18 protein-coding genes are annotated in these 12,192 nt (G+C 46.2%); 10 read left to right on the forward strand and 8 right to left on the reverse strand.

The annotated features are described in order from the left end of the window. Window positions 1-27: 27 nt before the first annotated feature. From ACF8OF_RS17000 to ACF8OF_RS17025, 6 genes are read right to left on the reverse strand one after another with little or no spacing between them, the layout of a single operon-like run. Window positions 28-1,398 carry a replicative DNA helicase gene (locus ACF8OF_RS17000; RefSeq protein WP_392497211.1) on the reverse strand — a complete coding sequence of 457 codons (1,371 nt, stop codon included), beginning with the start codon at window positions 1,396-1,398 and terminating at the stop codon, window positions 28-30. Between the two features lie 2 nt (window positions 1,399-1,400). After that, window positions 1,401-1,973, reverse strand: coding sequence for an ATP-binding protein (locus tag ACF8OF_RS17005; protein WP_279800260.1), 573 nt, complete (start codon window positions 1,971-1,973; stop codon window positions 1,401-1,403). Further along, a complete protein-coding gene (locus ACF8OF_RS17010) occupies window positions 1,966-2,817 on the reverse strand; it encodes a helix-turn-helix domain-containing protein (RefSeq protein ID WP_392497212.1) in 852 nt (283 codons plus the stop codon). Before ACF8OF_RS17010 ends, ACF8OF_RS17005 begins: the two co-directional genes overlap by 8 nt. 1 nt (window position 2,818) lies before the next feature. Beyond that, complete coding sequence (locus ACF8OF_RS17015) at window positions 2,819-3,043, reverse strand: hypothetical protein (protein ID WP_392497213.1); 225 nt, start codon at window positions 3,041-3,043, stop codon at window positions 2,819-2,821. A 15-nt stretch (window positions 3,044-3,058) separates the two neighbouring features. Next, window positions 3,059-3,505: a toxin YdaT family protein gene (locus tag ACF8OF_RS17020; protein WP_392497214.1), complete on the reverse strand. Its 447-nt coding sequence runs from the start codon at window positions 3,503-3,505 to the stop codon at window positions 3,059-3,061. A gap of 55 nt (window positions 3,506-3,560) precedes the next feature. Next, window positions 3,561-3,800, reverse strand: a complete 240-nt coding sequence (locus tag ACF8OF_RS17025; protein ID WP_392497215.1) for a helix-turn-helix domain-containing protein — start codon at window positions 3,798-3,800, stop codon at window positions 3,561-3,563. Window positions 3,801-3,904: 104 nt separating this feature from the next. Here ACF8OF_RS17025 and ACF8OF_RS17030 point away from each other — a divergent pair, with 104 nt between their 5' ends. Together ACF8OF_RS17030 and ACF8OF_RS17035 are read left to right on the forward strand one after the other, a co-directional pair. Then, on the forward strand, window positions 3,905-4,657 hold the full coding sequence (locus ACF8OF_RS17030; RefSeq protein WP_262868397.1) for a helix-turn-helix transcriptional regulator: 753 nt from the start codon (window positions 3,905-3,907) through the stop codon (window positions 4,655-4,657). A 171-nt stretch (window positions 4,658-4,828) separates the two neighbouring features. Beyond that, window positions 4,829-5,044, forward strand: a complete 216-nt coding sequence (locus tag ACF8OF_RS17035; protein WP_392497216.1) for a hypothetical protein — start codon at window positions 4,829-4,831, stop codon at window positions 5,042-5,044. A gap of 391 nt (window positions 5,045-5,435) precedes the next feature. Here ACF8OF_RS17035 and ACF8OF_RS17040 read toward each other — a convergent pair whose 3' ends face one another. Continuing rightward, window positions 5,436-5,903, reverse strand: a complete 468-nt coding sequence (locus ACF8OF_RS17040; RefSeq protein WP_392497217.1) for a hypothetical protein — start codon at window positions 5,901-5,903, stop codon at window positions 5,436-5,438. A gap of 256 nt (window positions 5,904-6,159) precedes the next feature. Here ACF8OF_RS17040 and ACF8OF_RS17045 point away from each other — a divergent pair, with 256 nt between their 5' ends. The 8 genes from ACF8OF_RS17045 to ACF8OF_RS17080 all read left to right on the forward strand — a co-directional run bounded on the left by ACF8OF_RS17045 (window position 6,160) and on the right by ACF8OF_RS17080 (window position 10,895). Continuing rightward, on the forward strand, window positions 6,160-6,492 hold the full coding sequence (locus ACF8OF_RS17045; protein WP_369444803.1) for a hypothetical protein: 333 nt from the start codon (window positions 6,160-6,162) through the stop codon (window positions 6,490-6,492). Window positions 6,493-6,507: 15 nt separating this feature from the next. Then, on the forward strand, window positions 6,508-8,505 hold the full coding sequence (locus ACF8OF_RS17050; RefSeq protein ID WP_392497218.1) for a hypothetical protein: 1,998 nt from the start codon (window positions 6,508-6,510) through the stop codon (window positions 8,503-8,505). Next, entirely contained in the window at window positions 8,502-8,999 is a 498-nt protein-coding gene (locus ACF8OF_RS17055; protein WP_392497219.1) for a siphovirus Gp157 family protein, read from the forward strand. Before ACF8OF_RS17050 ends, ACF8OF_RS17055 begins: the two co-directional genes overlap by 4 nt. Window positions 9,000-9,065: 66 nt before the next feature. After that, on the forward strand, window positions 9,066-9,233 hold the full coding sequence (locus ACF8OF_RS17060) for a hypothetical protein (RefSeq protein WP_392497220.1): 168 nt from the start codon (window positions 9,066-9,068) through the stop codon (window positions 9,231-9,233). Window positions 9,234-9,247: 14 nt separating this feature from the next. Further along, complete coding sequence (locus ACF8OF_RS17065) at window positions 9,248-9,418, forward strand: hypothetical protein (protein ID WP_163623424.1); 171 nt, start codon at window positions 9,248-9,250, stop codon at window positions 9,416-9,418. Window positions 9,419-9,488: 70 nt separating this feature from the next. Continuing rightward, window positions 9,489-9,668, forward strand: coding sequence for a hypothetical protein (locus ACF8OF_RS17070; protein ID WP_036423362.1), 180 nt, complete (start codon window positions 9,489-9,491; stop codon window positions 9,666-9,668). After that, complete coding sequence (locus tag ACF8OF_RS17075; RefSeq protein ID WP_046894825.1) at window positions 9,652-9,870, forward strand: DUF4224 domain-containing protein; 219 nt, start codon at window positions 9,652-9,654, stop codon at window positions 9,868-9,870. Before ACF8OF_RS17070 ends, ACF8OF_RS17075 begins: the two co-directional genes overlap by 17 nt. Window positions 9,871-9,872: 2 nt before the next feature. Continuing rightward, the gene (locus tag ACF8OF_RS17080) at window positions 9,873-10,895 is read left to right on the forward strand and encodes a tyrosine-type recombinase/integrase (RefSeq protein WP_186701834.1); all 1,023 of its coding nucleotides are present in this window, start codon (window positions 9,873-9,875) and stop codon (window positions 10,893-10,895) included. Between the two features lie 282 nt (window positions 10,896-11,177). Here the strand turns inward: ACF8OF_RS17080 and ACF8OF_RS17085 are convergent, their stop codons facing one another. Next, window positions 11,178-12,191: a tyrosine-type recombinase/integrase gene (locus ACF8OF_RS17085; RefSeq protein WP_392497221.1), complete on the reverse strand. Its 1,014-nt coding sequence runs from the start codon at window positions 12,189-12,191 to the stop codon at window positions 11,178-11,180. Window position 12,192: the final 1 nt, after the last annotated feature.

Below are 12,192 nucleotides of genomic sequence, written 5' to 3' on the forward strand. Positions count from 1 at the left end.
TTATCATGGTCTTTGCCTCTGTTGGTCTTAAAATGCTTTGTCGGCGTAACGGCGTCTCTTAGGAACCTCCGCCTGTTGCTGCATACGGCTTACTTCTGCTGCTGAAATCTGGTCGGTCGGCAGATAGTGACCGTTTTTAAATTCCTGATACACGGTGCCGGTTTCTCCGTGCCGGTTTTTCTCTATGATGATCTCCGCATAATTTTTTGCCGAGCTGTTCGGGTTATAAACCACGTCCCGGTAGGTGAGGAAAATATAATCGGCATCCTGCTCAAGACTGCCGGAGTCACGCAGATCTGCAGCCACCGGGCGGCGCTGGTTCAGTGGTCGCTTATCCACATCACGGGATAACTGACTCAGGGCCACCACCGGGGTATGCAGCCGTTTCGCCAGGCCTTTCATACCAGCCGATATCGCGGCAATCGCCAGGTCGTTACGCTCTGCTTTAGGCTTTTTAATCAGCCCGAGATAGTCGATAAAAATACCTTTTGTGGCCGGATATTTGCGTTTATGCCGTTCACTGATGGCGCATATCTGATCAATAGTCAGATTGCTGGCATCGATAATGTGAATATCCCGGTCAATCAGATGAGTGATTGCCGAGCTGATCCGCGCCCAGCCTTCGTCGTCCAAATCACAATTGCGCATTTTGGAAACCGGCAGCTGCGCAGCTCCGGCAATCATGCGTTCGGCGATTTGCATATTTGCCATTTCCATGGAGAACATCAGCACAGAGTCACCGGCGGTTGTCATTTTTTCCATCATCGTGAGTGCCAGTTCAGTTTTACCCATGCCCGGCCGGCCGCCGATAAAAATCAGGTCCGTAGGGTTAAAACCACCGATTTTATCGTCCAGTGCTTCAATACCGGTCCGGATCATCATGCCGCTGCCCTCGCCCCGGTTCCGCTTCTCCAGCACATCAACATAACCGTCAATCAGTTCGTTGAGATGTACCGGTACCAGGCTTTCTTTCTCACCGGAGAGCAGTGTGAACTCACTGCTGAACTTCTGAATTACGCTTTCAGCCTGGTCATGAGTGGCCGCGTCAGTAATTTCTTTCTGAAATTTATTTATCAGCGCTGTAATTTTACGAACAGCCGCATAGTTCCTGACTTTTTCGGCATACCCTTTCAGGTTTGCGTATGAGATGGTTTTTCTGGTGAGCTCCATGATATGAGCAAAATCACCATTTCCCCCGAGTGCGTCCGCGATAAATACCGGATCGATAATCGCACTCGTCAGTGCCTGTTTTTTAATTTCCCGGTACACCCTGGAAAAGTACCCGACACTGAAAGCATCATCAGGCAGTGTTGCCAGAACGTCATAGGCATCCTGAGTGGCACCACCGGCCAGCAAACCACCAATAACCGCGGCTTCTAATTCCTGCTCACTGAACATAATCAATTACTCCGGTAGCTTGACCAGTTGAACGACAGCACTGCGCCACCTTCCAGCATGCGGTCAACAACGCGTTCACCCAGCAGCGGGGCCAGTTCGTTCAGCGGCAGATTGCTGATCATGATGGTCGGCAGCATGTCCTCATACCGGTCGTTAATCACTTCAAACAAAATATTGCGCTCTGAGTCAGTTCCGTACTGAACACCGATTTCGTCGATAATCAGCAGGCCCGGCCCGCAGTATTTTTCCAGTACGTCGAGCTCGCTGTATTCCGCATCGCCAGCCCATGTACGGCGAAAAGCCCGGATGATACGCGCCGCTGTGGTGATAAATACTGATTCCTTCGCCTCAGTGGCAACCTGACGGGCGATTGACACTGCGAGGTGTGTTTTACCGGTTCCGGGTGTTCCGCACAAAATAAGTGCCTCTCCGGCGGTTTTACGGGACAGCCATGTTTCGGCATACTCGCGGCAGATTTCCAGATTGTTTTTTGCATCAGGATTCGCCGGGTGATACGTCTCAAATGTCGCAGCAGCAAAGCGCGGCGGGATGTTCACGTTCAGTTCGTCAGACATGCTTGCCCCCGTTCACCCATGCCGCTGGACGGCCCTCGTAGTTTTTATCGCTGAATCCGGAGTGTGTGCTCGGCTTAGCCGGTTTCCGACCTGTGGTGCGTTCCGGGAATATTCCCTGCCAGCCGTTGGCAATCGAATCACACAGCACGGAATCAGGATCCGGGTGCCCGGCCAGTTTTTTGCCAATCTGCCGGCAGCTGGTTTCCGTCAGTGGTTTTTTAATCTCCTTCCGGAACTTCACCCAATCCTGCCAGACAGGTTCGCTGACGTTTTCCGGACGGACTGACAACGGGTCAAATTTCACCGTGGATTTTTTCTGCGTCGCAGGCTTCGGATCCTCTTTTGAATTTACTGATGGATCATGTTTTGAATTTACTGATGGATCGCCTCCAGATTCTGGAGGGTGAAAACCCCCTTTAACGCCAGAATCTGGAGGGTCAAAACGCCCGGAATTACTGTTTTCTGACCGGTCGGATTCTGAACCGTCAGAAACCGGAGGGTGAGAAATTGCGTTATTTTCACGCTGTTTTTTCAGCTTTGCGATTTCCTGTAACGCGATAGTTTCCAGCTTATCGACATTGAGAAAATATAAATTCGATGCGTTGCGGTTACCGTTCCGCCGTTGTTTTTTTGTCAGCCAGCCATCCTTTTCAAGCTCATTGCATGCATCACGGATAGTGCTGACCCCTGCCCCAATCTGCCGGGACAGTGTTTCGACGCTCGGATAGCTGATCCCTTCATCACTGGAGAAATCAGCCAGGCGAACCATAATCATCAGTTTTGTGCCTTTCACACCTGAAACGGCGCAGGCATCCCACACGTAACCCTGAATTTTATTACTCACGTCACACCCCCAGCGCGTTAGCGATATCACGGCAGGCGTTCTGGTACTGCTCAGGTGTCAGGTTGTGCATACACAGCCGTGCTTTGGCCCGTTCGTACTGCTCCCACACACTGATGGCAGCCGCCCGGCGCCCGTCGAATATCGGGCGTATGGTTTCGATATCAACGGGAATACCGTTATGCATAAACCCGTTGCGGTAGGTAATTTTTTCAGTTGTATTCAGCATTGGTCTTTGCCTCTCTTATGCGCTGGTCATACGCATCGCATTTAATGCGGTTACTGCTTTTGATATGCACTGTGACATGTCACGACTGCCTAAAAGTGTTTCGCTGATTGCCGCGGCAAATTCTTTGATTGCCAGGGAAGCCAGATAATTAACCGATTCATCCCCGTTAACCCGCGCCAGCCGATCTGCAGGTAATGCAGTTTTAATTGCCGGGATCAGCTCACCGAATTTTCTCGCCGCTGCCGGTGAATCCCCGCGAAGCCAGCGGAAAATTTGCTGCCTGTTATTGTTAATCGCTTTCCAGTCCGCGTTACCGGCCCTGTCCTCAATCGGGTGTAAGCGGCTGCGTTCGTCGTGTGTAATAAAAAAATAAGCACGACTAATTTCAATTGCTACATGCTCTTGCCCCTTGTCCACCGCCCATGCTTCTATCTCTTTCTTAAGTATCTGGTTTTTATTCATAGCTTTGCGTCTCCTGTCGCGAAATTGATTATGAATAATCAGTTTTTTAACTGGCTTACTGTAATACTGATTCAGCGGTAGGAATTCCATCATGTGGATTTGGATAATCATCCGGATTCAGATCATGGGGAGTCACAAACCATTGAGTTTTTGAAGCCCAATCAATGGCTTTTTTGCCTTTTAAAAAATAATTACCCGCGATCACCTGGCTGACATACCCCTGCGTGACGCCGACAATTTTTGCGAACTCAGATTGACTGATTCCGTGTTTTTTCAGGTAAGCACCTAATTTCATAAAACCTCCTGTGAGTTTGGTTACCTGATATTAGCACCGCTAATTTAAACAATCAATAGCATTGCTATTGGAAAAGTATTAGCAACACAAATAAACTGGATGGTATGAACAGAAAAATATCCGATACAGACAAAACTGCGGCACAAAGATTGCGGGCAATCTGGGAAGCAAAACGTGAATCCCTCGGCTTAACTCAGGAAAAAGCCGCGGATGCTCTTGGGTTTAATACACAAGCGGCTGTCAGCCAATATTTAAATGCCAGAACCGCACTAAACACTGATACCGTATTAAAATTTTCTGCTTTGCTTCAGGTTCAACCTGAGGAAATAAACCCGGAAATAGGGCCTCTGCTTGAACATATAAGAACTACGTCCGAAGCTAACTCCGCCCAACAGACAAATACCATCACAAGCAATGAAATCAATACATTAAGGCTAATGGATATATATGCAAAAGCTGGCCCGGGCGGCTTTATTAATACTGATTTCCCTGACACGATAAAGTCAATCGAGTTTTCACCAGAAAAAGTTTTCGAACTCTTTGGGAGAAAAAACTTGAAAGGTATAGAGATGATCAACATCAGTGGGGATAGCATGTCTCCGGTTATTAACCCAAAAGATGTTGTATTTGTTGATACACATAACTCTTTTTTCGACAGTGATGGCGTTTATGTTTTTATTTTTGAAAATTCATTATTTATTAAAAGGTTACAGCGCGTAAAAGGTCGCAGACTCGCTGTAAAATCTGATAATGAAGCTTATGAAACATTTTACATCGAAGAAAATGAAACCCATGATCTGCGCATCATTGGAAAAGTTATAAAATCCCTCCCCATTAAAATGATTGACTTTGCATAAGTAAATCAGTCCCTTAATGAGCGTCGCTATTATTGCGGCGTTTTTTTTGCTCTAAATAATTAGCAATGCTATTGCATAATAAAAATAGCATTGCTAATATCTATGTCATCAAAACCCCACAGCGGGTATTCAGGATAAACGTTCACGGATTTACAGTTGAGAGGAATCACTATGGCAGAAGCAACGGTAACAGATGACTTACTTGATGTGATTGGGGAAACCATTAAAACGATGCTGACCAGCACCAAGGAGAATACCGGGGCATGCAAAGCATCTGACATCAAAAAGGTTGCCTCCGTGATTTATGAGACAACCAAACATTTAAACGATGATAGCGAAGTCGATGATGCTATTTATGCTTATCTCGCTCAAACAATATTCTCGTGAAATAACCGAGTTTTGAAAGTAAATCATCAGTTTGCTCTACCCCATTGGCTTGGGAAATTTTACGGCACGTAGACATAAATCTGACGTGAGTAGTTGACTCAGGAAAATGTACCAAGAGTGAGGAAATAAGAATTTTATGAGCGGCCAACTCAGATTTCATACTCTCAATTTCTTTTTTTAACTCATTTATTTCGGTCATGTTATTGCCTCTTCATTTATGGAACTAACGTGGTCGGAAACTATTATGCAGTACCAGGTAAAAAATTGCACCAACACCAGGAAACAAACAGCGCCACATAGATGGCTGACTTTATAAACGACCAAAGCAGGAATTAGAGGCAAGAGTAGTACCAGACCCTGACAGCCCGGAAAGACGGGCAAATAAATCAAATTACGCAAATTTAATTTTTGCAGCCTTGATGGTCCTGTATGTGTTTTTGCAATGAGGGCAAAAAGAATGAAGATATACCGAGGTTCCCTTGCATGGTTGAAGTATCGATACTATAGATTGCTCATAGCAGGATGCGCACAGATATCTCGGGGGCTCGCTGCCATCAATAGCAGAATTATTAATGTAGGAAAACGTACCAGATTCGAATGTATGCGGAGAATAACTTTCAACCTTGCGCTCAAAGGAAACCTTATTATTTATTTCTTGCTCAAGTTCCGTTACTCGCGCCTTGCTTTCATATACAAGGTCGATGAGTTTTAAATTATCCATTTGAATATCTTGTAATTTCCTTTGTAACTCAAATGTGGCGTTTCTTAACTCTGTGTCATTTTTCGCCTCATTGATAATTTTTAGTAAATTTAAACTTTCTCGAACAGCCGACATGGAAGCAACAATTTCAGGGAACATTGAATTATATCTCACTCTGTAGGGGTGAGAGCATTTTATCCGATTTCTCACTGTAGGGGTACAGGAGAACCTCAGCTGCCTGATGAGGATAAATAATCAGGCACCATATTTCAGACGTAAAAAAACCCACCGAGGTGGGTTCTTTTACCCGGAGTCGCCGACCAAAGCTAATCCGGAGTTCCACTGACGGGACCAACCGTCAGAAGAGGCAAGACCAATGACGAATCATTGGAAACATCATTTTAAAGGAGTTGCTATGAAAGCACAACCTGACACCCTTAAAGTTACGCTTTATGTCCACGCAGAAAAGCATTTTGACGGAAGTATCGCGTATTCAGTATACACCCACAAATTCAAAGCGACTGACGGCATGGGCTTCCCTGTTGCCGAACACCAGCTTGAATTACCTGTCCCCTCAGTCAGCAAATTTGATTTAGTTCAGGCCGAAATTGATAGCTTACGTGCAGAACAAAACAAGATCCTTGCTGATGCAACCGCCAAAACCAGATTACTGGAAGACCAGATACAGGCGCTGCTATGCCTGGAGGGCAAAGTCATTTCCAAAGACGACGAAGCATTACCTTACTGACCAGAGGCTAGACCAATGACCAATTATATCTGTGCATTTAATCCCATAGATGCCGCACTTAAAGACGGCGCTGTAACTGTTGCAATCACTATTTCCGCCAATTCTGAAAAGATGGCCAGAGCAATGGCTGCTGTGATGCTGGAAGAAACCTATCCGGAGAACACGGGAAAATTTGATGTGGCGGGGGCAATAGTCTGCGAAGCTCAGGCAGGCAATCCGGCACCGACCGGCGACAGCTTTGATGAACATTTTGCCAAAGAGTACGAATTCAACGGCACCGACTGGCAGAAGCGTGAAGAAGAAATTGTTGTGTTTGAAAAAACGGCACCAGTCGTCCGCATCGCGGCAATCATGCTGTATGAAAAAACGCAATTTACCCGTAGTGAATACAGTAGTGCCGTAACCTTTGTTCACGAAAGTGACGAATACCCTCAGCTCCGGAATATCGCAAAAGGTATTGCAGCGACACGCACGGTTTCCCTGCTGAATGAGCAGGATTTAGAAGCGCTGGTGAATACTGTGATGGAAAAAGCTCAGGACGGTATTACCGAAGAAGAAGCGCAAAAGTTGGCAGAAGAATACCTGTTCCCTGCAGAACCGGCTACCGGGCAACTCCCTGTCCCGGAGCAAAAGCAACGTAATTTTGAACACAATTACGCGACACTGGATCAGGAAATCGCCCTCGCCCTTCTGCCCGGTGATTTTGACCCATGGGAAATTCAGCCAAGCAAACTTACGGCAGCGAAAAAGCTGATCAGTGATGAAGATGAAAGCTGGCGGCGCTGGTCTACTGAGTTCCGTATTATCCCGACCGCATTGCAGATCCCGCGTGAAACAGTCTTTGCTGTCGTACGTGAAGGAAAAGAATTACCTGACCTGATAAGCGATGCGGCAGCCCGTAAACAGTTTGTAGCTGACCGTATCGGCATAACGCCGGCAGAAAGCAGTCATGATCAGGAAACCGGTCGATCCGGTGCTGATATTACGGAAGATAAACCCTCCGTAGCAGCAGCACCGGAAAAGACCAGGCGCACACGTACTAAAAAATCAGAGAAACTGGCAGAGAAACCAGATCCGGAAGTAGCAGCTAACGATGAACCGACGACTATAGCGCAGACACCGGTACCGGTTCATGCCGAGGAACCCGCTACTGATGACTTCCGCAGCCGTGCCGAGGTGATTGCCGAAGTTCTGGCAGACACGGATAACCTGAGTATCTGGAAGCAGGTACAGCGCACAGATCCACGCTTTACCAAGCCTTTAGAGGGAGCGGGATTTCAGGGTACCAGCATTAACAGTAACTACATGTTGATGCGTGCTACCGAAATTTTCGGACCGATCGGTGAGGGTTGGGGCTATGAGGTGGTTGAAGAAAAATTCCTGGACGGCAAACCACTGACTGAACCTGTTATGGAAAACAACAAACAGGTTGCTCTGCGCTACCTGCGTGACGCAGACGGTTCTCTGTTCTGCGAGCAAAATCATTCAATAAAAATCCAGTTTTGGTACCGCAGCAAAGATGGCAAGTGCTGTTATTTTGAAAGCTATGGCGCGACACCATACCGCTATCAAACCCAATACGGCATAAAGGTTGATGCTGAAGTTATCAAAAAATCCCTGACCGATGCGATTAAAAAAGCACTGTCAATGCTCGGGTTCTCTTCTGATGTGTTTATGGGTATGCATGATAACCCTGAATACCTTATCAAAAATAAAATGGAGTTTGAAATTAAGGCGGCCAGTGATAACGCCGATGACACCGTCCGTCTCCGCGAGGAGCTGGACGAGAAGTTCAAACGCAATACAGAAACTATGCGGACCGCCGTCACGACCAATGAACTGCGTGGTATCGCATCAACCCTGTCACGAGAGATTTCCGTGCATGTTAATAATGCAAAATCCCGTGGCGATAAAGAACATCAGAAATACCTCGAGGGCCGCCTGCGCCGCCTGAAAGCTATTGAAGATGAATGTTTAACCAAACTGACTGAAAAACAAGAGGCAGACCAATGAGTACAACCGCAATCGCATTAGCAGCAGACTACGACAAACTGCAGAAACTGGTGGAAGCTGGCGAATTTACACCGGAAGAAATAGCCGACACCCTGGAAGGTATCGAGGGCGCACTCGGCGATAAACTGGACGCGATAATGATCCACGTCCGCAACCTTGAAGGGCAGGCAAATACGCTGGGTGAAGAATCAAAACGCCTGGCAGATCGTAAAAAGTCATTTGAGCGTCAGTCCAAAGATCTGAAGAAATATGCACTGACCTGTCTGCTGGCATCCGGCCAGGACAAACTGAAAACGGTGAAAAATACATTTACCGCGGCAAAAGGCCGGGCATCAATTGTCATCGATGATGAAACAAAGATCCCCGATTCACTCGTTGATGTGCAAACCATCGTGTCACCGGATAAAAAAGCCATCAAAGAAGCGCTGGAAAATGGTATTGAGGTTCCGGGCGCTCATATTGAAATTGGTGAACGTTCACTGATGGTTCGTTGATTACCCACGGTGCCCGGCAACCGGGCACTTTGTTTCAGCGTGACATGTCACGATAAGGCGAGCTCAATGCTAAAACACCAACACTACAAAGACCGGCCGGTAAAGCTCACGTTCCCTGATGGCAGTCACGGCTACATCCGTACTGATCGTCGGTGTGATGTGTATTATGACCTGCCCCCCCAGATAAAAATTGAGGCCCGTAACGAGCTGCAGCATAAGGATGAAAGCAAATGATATATGGATTGTTCATGCTGATTTGCTCTGCCACCAGCTGCGAGTATCAGCCCTACGGTTACGTTTATCCGGATGAAAAAAACTGCCTGATGGATAAAGAAACACTGACCGTGAAGGGGATTTTGTCAGAGTGCTATCTGATCGATGAAATTATTTCGGCCGATTTTGCTCAGACAAAAAGTTGATTAAGCATAATCAGTTTTATTTCGCCACGGTGATTACCATGATACCAATACCATTACAGGGGAAAGCATCATGGAACCGTGGCAACCAGGACAACAATTACTGACCGACTTTGATATTAAATTAGGCCGCCTGGCTGCGAGTGTAAAAAACAGACCATGCACTCCGGCAGATATTAAACGCTCATGCGATACGGCTGACCTTCTTATTTTATTGATGATGAGGCAAGACCAAAATGAAAAACGAGAGTGACGTAATTACCCCGGACGAAATGATAGAACTGACCGGCTATCAATTCCCGTCAAAACAGTGCGAAGCCCTGGAGCGTGCCGGTATCTTTTTTATAAAGCGGCCGGATGGATATCCAAAAACAACCTGGGCGCATTTTAATAGCCCGCTGGCTAAACGGCAGGCATTACCGGTATCAGAAGAACCTGACTTCGGGGCTATGTAATTATGGGTAGGAAAAGGAAAAACCCTGCTGATAACTGGATGCCAAAGCGGGTTAAACGGGGCAGGTCTGCTTTTGAATTTATTACTCCGGATAACAAAACAATCCGGCTTTGTGATTTTTCATGTACTCAGGCTGAGGTATGGGTAGCATACGAAAAACTGATAGACGATCAGAAAAATGAGGCAACATTGACTGCATTGTTTAACTCATTTTTCATTTCCGCCGACTTTACTAACCTGTCACCGGAAACACAGAAAGATTATCGTAAATATTCCGGCAAGCTATTACCTGTATTCGGGAAAATGCAGCCCGATAATATAAAACCTGAGCATATCCGCAAATATATGGATAAGCGCGGCACTAAAAGCCCGACACAGGCAAACAGGGAAAAAACGCTGCTATCCCGTGTTTTTGGCTGGGGTTATGAGCGCGGACTGGTAAAAAGCAATCCATGTAAAGGTGTGAGGCAATTCAAGGAGCAAGCCAGGGATCGCTATATTACAGATGATGAATATAATGCGCTCTATTCCGTATCCCCTGTAGTTGTCAGGATAGCAATGGAAATAGCGTATCTCTGCGCAGCCCGGCAAGCTGATGTTTTGGCATTAACTTATTCGCAATTAACAGAGGATGGTATTTACATTAAGCAGGGAAAAACAGGTGTAGCACAAATAAAGGCATGGACGGAGCGCCTGCATGCAGCTATAAACCTGAGTAATACTCTCCCCCTTGATTCTGGTATCAGCAGTATTTATGTACTTCATCAATCCAGAGGATCCGGGTATACACGGGATGGTTTCAACAGTCGCTGGAGAAAAGCCAAAGAAGCTGCAGCTAAAAAATTCCCGCACCTGAATTTTAACTTCACCTTTCATGATTTGAAGGCTAAAGGTATTTCAGATCTCGATGGACCACTGTCAGAAAAACAGAAAATATCGGGGCATAAAAATATCACTCAAACAGCCCGGTATGACAGAAAAGTGGTGGTTGTTCCTGTTGTCGGTGGTCAGAAAAAGACAGTTTGAAGGAGAAAATATAGTGAAATTATATAGTGAAAATATAGTGAAGTGTGATTCAGGGCACAAAAAAAGCGACCATAAAGGTCGCTCTCTTTTAACTCTAACCCACTGATAAATCAATGAATTTCTGTATGGTGCCCAGAGCGGGACTTGAACCCGCACAGCCTTGCGGCCGAGGGATTTTAAAAACCATAACCCACTGTTATAAAACAATAAGTTACAACATTTCAGCGGGTTGCGGTTATCATATGTTGATATTTATTGGTATTTGTTCGCTCTTGCTGCCACTTATTTTTCTATTTCATCAAGCGGATTTAATGCCACGGCAGCATCAAGATGATCCGGGGAAAAATGCGCGTACCGCATTGTCATCATAATTGTGCTGTGACCTAAAATCTGTTGTAAAACTAATATATTTCCGCCGTTCATCATGAAGTGGCTTGCGAATGTGTGCCTTAATACGTGGGTTCTCTGCCCTGCCGGCAATTCAATATTTGCCTTTTTCAGCGCCCGTTCAAATGCATCGTAACAACTGGTAAACAGTCTGCCTCTGCGCTTTGGTAATTTGTCGAACAGTGTTTTTGAAATAGGAACGGTTCGGTTTTTCTTGGACTTTGTTTGCGTGAATGTAACCTTACACGGCATAACATTTGATTGTGTAAGGTTTTGAGCCTCTCCCCACCGCGCCCCGGTTGCCAGACAAATCCGGACAACAAACCCCAGGTCTTTATTAGTGGAATCATCACAGGCAGACAGCAGTTTTTTTATATCGTCTCCATATAAAAATGCCAGTTCCTGATCCGATTCTTTAAATTGCCGAACGCCGTCTAACGGATTATCACCGTCCCATTCACCCAGTCGTTTCAGCTCAGAAAAAACAGCGTGAAGATAGGATTGTTCCCGGTTAACCGTCGATTGTTTTGGGGAGCCTCTGCCTTTCACGTTCCATTTGCCTTTTAACCGTAGTTCCCGGTACTGAGCAAACAGATTTTTATCAAAGTCAGAGGCAAGAGGATCTTCCAACCGTTCGCAGACTGAGTCTAACTTTCCTTTGCGTGCAGCGCCGTCACTCAGTGTTTTTCCGTGCATATCATACCAGCGTGCTATCAGATCACTGATCCGCACTGCATTAGCATCATTGACAGAATATTCATCACTGTCTTCAGCATCCTGAGTCATCCGGCGTTCGTAACTGAGAGCTTCGCCTTTAGTGGCAAAAGTTTTTCGTATGCGTTTGCCGTTCCGACCATCCGGAAAGCACTGACACAACCATTTTCCGTTAGGTAGTTTGCTTACAGTCATA

Origin of the sequence: Morganella sp. TYF_1 (genome assembly GCF_043105645.1) — a bacterium.
In the GTDB taxonomy this organism is placed as follows: domain Bacteria; phylum Pseudomonadota; class Gammaproteobacteria; order Enterobacterales; family Enterobacteriaceae; genus Morganella; species Morganella morganii_B.